At 54.4% G+C, this 5,541-nt stretch carries 3 rRNA genes; all 3 read left to right on the top strand.

The features are described from left to right. Nucleotides 1-259 precede the first annotated feature (259 nt). The 3 genes from WFJ97_RS16405 (at nt 260) to rrf (ending at nt 5,531) form a co-directional block, all read left to right on the top strand. Nucleotides 260-1,781, top strand: a 16S ribosomal RNA gene (locus tag WFJ97_RS16405). Between the two features lie 421 nt (nt 1,782-2,202). After that, nucleotides 2,203-5,306, top strand: a 23S ribosomal RNA gene (locus WFJ97_RS16410). A 108-nt stretch (nt 5,307-5,414) separates the two neighbouring features. Next, nucleotides 5,415-5,531 (top strand): 5S ribosomal RNA (gene rrf / locus WFJ97_RS16415). Together the 16S, 23S and 5S rRNA genes form the textbook arrangement of a ribosomal RNA operon. Nucleotides 5,532-5,541: the final 10 nt, after the last annotated feature.

The following is a 5,541-nucleotide window of genomic DNA, read 5'->3' on the forward strand; positions in this document are numbered from 1 at the left end:
GTAAGATAGAGAAGTTGCCCTTCGGGCCTGGTTGTGATGACTGGGTCGTGGGAGCATCCGATCCTTGAGAACTCAACAGCGTGCACTTGTCAAATGCCAAATAACCTCGATTCAGCTTCGGCTGGATGAGATTCCTTTGGATCAAAGACCAACCTCCTTGTGGGGTTGGCAACGGATGAAGTCAGCAATGAATTTGTCTCTTTGGTCAGCATCAAACTCGCTGCTTCCCGGTTTTTCCCCGGGTGGTATGCATTTCTTTTTTACGGAGAGTTTGATCCTGGCTCAGGATGAACGCTGGCGGCGTGCTTAACACATGCAAGTCGAACGGTGAAGCAGAGCTTGCTCTGTGGATCAGTGGCGAACGGGTGAGTAACACGTGAGCAACCTGCCCCTGACTCTGGGATAAGCGCTGGAAACGGCGTCTAATACTGGATATGTGACGTGACCGCATGGTCTGCGTCTGGAAAGAATTTCGGTTGGGGATGGGCTCGCGGCCTATCAGCTTGTTGGTGAGGTAATGGCTCACCAAGGCGTCGACGGGTAGCCGGCCTGAGAGGGTGACCGGCCACACTGGGACTGAGACACGGCCCAGACTCCTACGGGAGGCAGCAGTGGGGAATATTGCACAATGGGCGGAAGCCTGATGCAGCAACGCCGCGTGAGGGATGACGGCCTTCGGGTTGTAAACCTCTTTTAGCAGGGAAGAAGCGAAAGTGACGGTACCTGCAGAAAAAGCGCCGGCTAACTACGTGCCAGCAGCCGCGGTAATACGTAGGGCGCAAGCGTTATCCGGAATTATTGGGCGTAAAGAGCTCGTAGGCGGTTTGTCGCGTCTGCTGTGAAATCCGGAGGCTCAACCTCCGGCCTGCAGTGGGTACGGGCAGACTAGAGTGCGGTAGGGGAGATTGGAATTCCTGGTGTAGCGGTGGAATGCGCAGATATCAGGAGGAACACCGATGGCGAAGGCAGATCTCTGGGCCGTAACTGACGCTGAGGAGCGAAAGGGTGGGGAGCAAACAGGCTTAGATACCCTGGTAGTCCACCCCGTAAACGTTGGGAACTAGTTGTGGGGTCCATTCCACGGATTCCGTGACGCAGCTAACGCATTAAGTTCCCCGCCTGGGGAGTACGGCCGCAAGGCTAAAACTCAAAGGAATTGACGGGGACCCGCACAAGCGGCGGAGCATGCGGATTAATTCGATGCAACGCGAAGAACCTTACCAAGGCTTGACATATACGAGAACGGGCCAGAAATGGTCAACTCTTTGGACACTCGTAAACAGGTGGTGCATGGTTGTCGTCAGCTCGTGTCGTGAGATGTTGGGTTAAGTCCCGCAACGAGCGCAACCCTCGTTCTATGTTGCCAGCACGTAATGGTGGGAACTCATGGGATACTGCCGGGGTCAACTCGGAGGAAGGTGGGGATGACGTCAAATCATCATGCCCCTTATGTCTTGGGCTTCACGCATGCTACAATGGCCGGTACAAAGGGCTGCAATACCGCGAGGTGGAGCGAATCCCAAAAAGCCGGTCCCAGTTCGGATTGAGGTCTGCAACTCGACCTCATGAAGTCGGAGTCGCTAGTAATCGCAGATCAGCAACGCTGCGGTGAATACGTTCCCGGGTCTTGTACACACCGCCCGTCAAGTCATGAAAGTCGGTAACACCTGAAGCCGGTGGCCTAACCCTTGTGGAGGGAGCCGTCGAAGGTGGGATCGGTAATTAGGACTAAGTCGTAACAAGGTAGCCGTACCGGAAGGTGCGGCTGGATCACCTCCTTTCTAAGGAGCATCTGACTCTTCGGAGTCCAGAACCCAGATCGAAGGCACATGTTCTTCGCTGGGAGCTCATGGGTGGAACATTTGACATGGCATCGAGATCTGATCTCTGGTCGAGTACGCAACTTCGGTTGTTGGAAAGAGTGGGGTGAGGGGATCGGTGCCTGCACGCTGTTGGGTCCTGAGGGACCGGATGCGCTTTGACCTTCGGGTTGGAAGCATTTGGTTACTCTGGGCCTCTTCTGGTTTCCCCCGTGTGGGGTTGCTGGATGGGGTACCGCCCGTACTTTGAGAACTACACAGTGGACGCGAGCATCTTGCAGCCGGCTTTCGAGCTGGTTGCACAAGATGATCTTAAAGATCATTAGTCAATTTCATGCCAGGCTTTCGGGCCTGGTGTCGATTCTGATTCAAACTCATGTGATTTCAAGTCTTTAAGAGCAAACGGTGGATGCCTTGGCATCTGGAGCCGAAGAAGGACGTAGCAATCTGCGATAAGCCTCGGGGAACTGATAAGCAAGTTTTGATCCGAGGGTGTCCGAATGGGGAAACCCCGCTGGGCGGCGTGCCGACCTAGTGACTCCCGCCTGAATATATAGGGCGGGTAGAGGGAACGTGGGGAAGTGAAACATCTCAGTACCCACAGGAAGAGAAAGCAACCGCGATTCCGTTAGTAGTGGCGAGCGAAACCGGATCAGGCTAAACCTAGCGTGTGTGATAGCCGGCAGGCGTTGCACGTTGGGGGTTGTGGGACTTTTCAGTCATCTCTGCCGAGGTGGCGGCGTTACAAGAAGGTATAGACGAACGGTCTTGAAAGGCCGGTCATAGAGGGTGCCAACCCCGTAGTCGAAATGCCTCTCTTGGCGCGAAGAGTATCCCAAGTAGCACGGGGCCCGTGAAATCCCGTGTGAATCTGTCAGGACCACCTGATAAGCCTAAATACTCCCAGATGACCGATAGCGGACAAGTACCGTGAGGGAAAGGTGAAAAGTACCCCGGGAGGGGAGTGAAATAGTACCTGAAACCGTTTGCTTACAAACCGTTGGAGCAGCCTTAGTAGCTGTGACAGCGTGCCTTTTGAAGAATGAGCCTGCGAGTTAGCGATATGTGGCGAGGTTAACCCGTGTGGGGTAGCCGTAGCGAAAGCGAGTCTGAATAGGGCGATTCAGTCGCATGTCCTAGACCCGAAGCGAAGTGATCTATCCATGGCCAGGTTGAAGCGACGGTAAGACGTCGTGGAGGACCGAACCCACTTAGGTTGAAAACTGAGGGGATGAGCTGTGGATAGGGGTGAAAGGCCAATCAAACTTCGTGATAGCTGGTTCTCTCCGAAATGCATTTAGGTGCAGCGTTGCGTGTTTCTTGCCGGAGGTAGAGCTACTGGATGGCCGATGGGCCCTACAAGGTTACTGACGTCAGCCAAACTCCGAATGCCGGTAAGTGAGAGCGCAGCAGTGAGACTGTGGGGGATAAGCTTCATAGTCGAGAGGGAAACAACCCAGACCACCAACTAAGGTCCCAAAGCGCGTGCTAAGTGGGAAAGGATGTGGAGTTGCCTTGACAACCAGGAGGTTGGCTTAGAAGCAGCCACCCTTGAAAGAGTGCGTAATAGCTCACTGGTCAAGTGATTCCGCGCCGACAATGTAACGGGGCTCAAGCACGCCACCGAAGTTGTGGCATTGACATTATTGGTAGGCCTTCGTGGTCCAGCCGTGTTGATGGGTAGGAGAGCGTCGTGTGGCCAGCGAAGCGGCGGTGTAAACCAGCCGTGGAGGCTACACGAGTGAGAATGCAGGCATGAGTAGCGAAAGACGTGTGAGAAACACGTCCTCCGAAAGACCAAGGGTTCCAGGGTCAAGCTAATCTTCCCTGGGTAAGTCGGGACCTAAGGCGAGGCCGACAGGCGTAGTCGATGGACAACGGGTTGATATTCCCGTACCGGCGAAGAACCGCCCAAGCTAATCCAGTAGTGCTAAGTGTCTGAATCCCACTGACGGATCCCTTCGGGGTGAAGCGTTGGGCCTAGCGCACGACCCCATTCTGGTGCGGTTAGCGTATTAACAGGTGTGACGCAGGAAGGTAGTCCAAGCCAGGCGATGGTTGTCCTGGTGCAAGTGCGTAGGCCGAACGGTAGGCAAATCCGCCGTTCACATAGGCTGAGACACGATGCGGATAAAAAGTGGATGATCCTATGCTGCCAAGAAAAGCATCGACGCGAGGTTCTAGCCGCCCGTACCCCAAACCGACTCAGGTGGTCAGGTAGAGAATACCAAGGAGATCGAGAGAATCGTGGTTAAGGAACTCGGCAAAATGCCCCCGTAACTTCGGGAGAAGGGGGGCCTTCGACGTATTAGGACTTGCTCCGAAAGCGTTTGGAGGCCGCAGAGACTAGTGGGTAGCGACTGTTTACTAAAAACACAGGTCCGTGCCAAGTCGCAAGACGATGTATACGGACTGACGCCTGCCCGGTGCTGGAAGGTTAAGAGGACCGGTTAGCCGCAAGGCGAAGCTGAGAATTTAAGCCCCAGTAAACGGCGGTGGTAACTATAACCATCCTAAGGTAGCGAAATTCCTTGTCGGGTAAGTTCCGACCTGCACGAATGGCGTAACGACTTCCCAACTGTCTCAACCGCGAACTCGGCGAAATTGCATTACGAGTAAAGATGCTCGTTACGCGCAGCAGGACGGAAAGACCCCGTGACCTTTACTACAGCTTGGTATTGGTGTTCGGTGTGGCTTGTGTAGGATAGGTGGGAGACTTTGAAGCATGGACGCCAGTTCATGTGGAGTCATTGTTGAAATACCACTCTGGTCACTCTGGATATCTAACTTCGAACCGTAATCCGGTTCAGGGACAGTGCCTGGTGGGTAGTTTAACTGGGGCGGTTGCCTCCCAAAAAGTAACGGAGGCGCCCAAAGGTTCCCTCAACCTGGTTGGTAATCAGGTGTCGAGTGTAAGTGCACAAGGGAGCTTGACTGTGAGACTGACAGGTCGAGCAGGGACGAAAGTCGGGACTAGTGATCCGGCAGTGGCTTGTGGAAGCGCTGTCGCTCAACGGATAAAAGGTACCTCGGGGATAACAGGCTGATCTTGCCCAAGAGTCCATATCGACGGCATGGTTTGGCACCTCGATGTCGGCTCGTCGCATCCTGGGGCTGGAGTAGGTCCCAAGGGTTGGGCTGTTCGCCCATTAAAGCGGTACGCGAGCTGGGTTTAGAACGTCGTGAGACAGTTCGGTCCCTATCCGCTGCGCGCGTAGGAAATTTGAGAGGATCTGACCCTAGTACGAGAGGACCGGGTTGGACGAACCTCTGGTGTGTCAGTTGTTCCGCCAGGAGCACCGCTGATTAGCTACGTTCGGGATGGATAACCGCTGAAAGCATCTAAGCGGGAAGCCGGCCTCAAGATGAGATTTCCATACCTTCGGGTGAGAGGCTCCCAGCCAGACTACTGGGTTGATAGGCCAGATGTGGAAGTGCAGTAATGCATGCAGCTGACTGGTACTAATAAGCCGATGACTTGATAACACACCGTTTGTTGGTGCTACGCGTCCACTGAGTGGTTCTCGATGTACGGTCGAGAACCGCATAACAACAATGACTTTGTTATGTGTTTGATTGAAACATCAATAGTGTTTCGGCGGCCATAGCGTGAGGGAAACGCCCGGTTACATTCCGAACCCGGAAGCTAAGCCTCACAGCGCCGATGGTACTGCAGGGGGGACCCTGTGGGAGAGTAGGACACCGCCGGACTTCTTTTAAG

Source organism: Microbacterium sp. USHLN272 (assembly GCF_037149655.1).
GTDB lineage: Bacteria > Actinomycetota > Actinomycetes > Actinomycetales > Microbacteriaceae > Microbacterium > Microbacterium galbinum.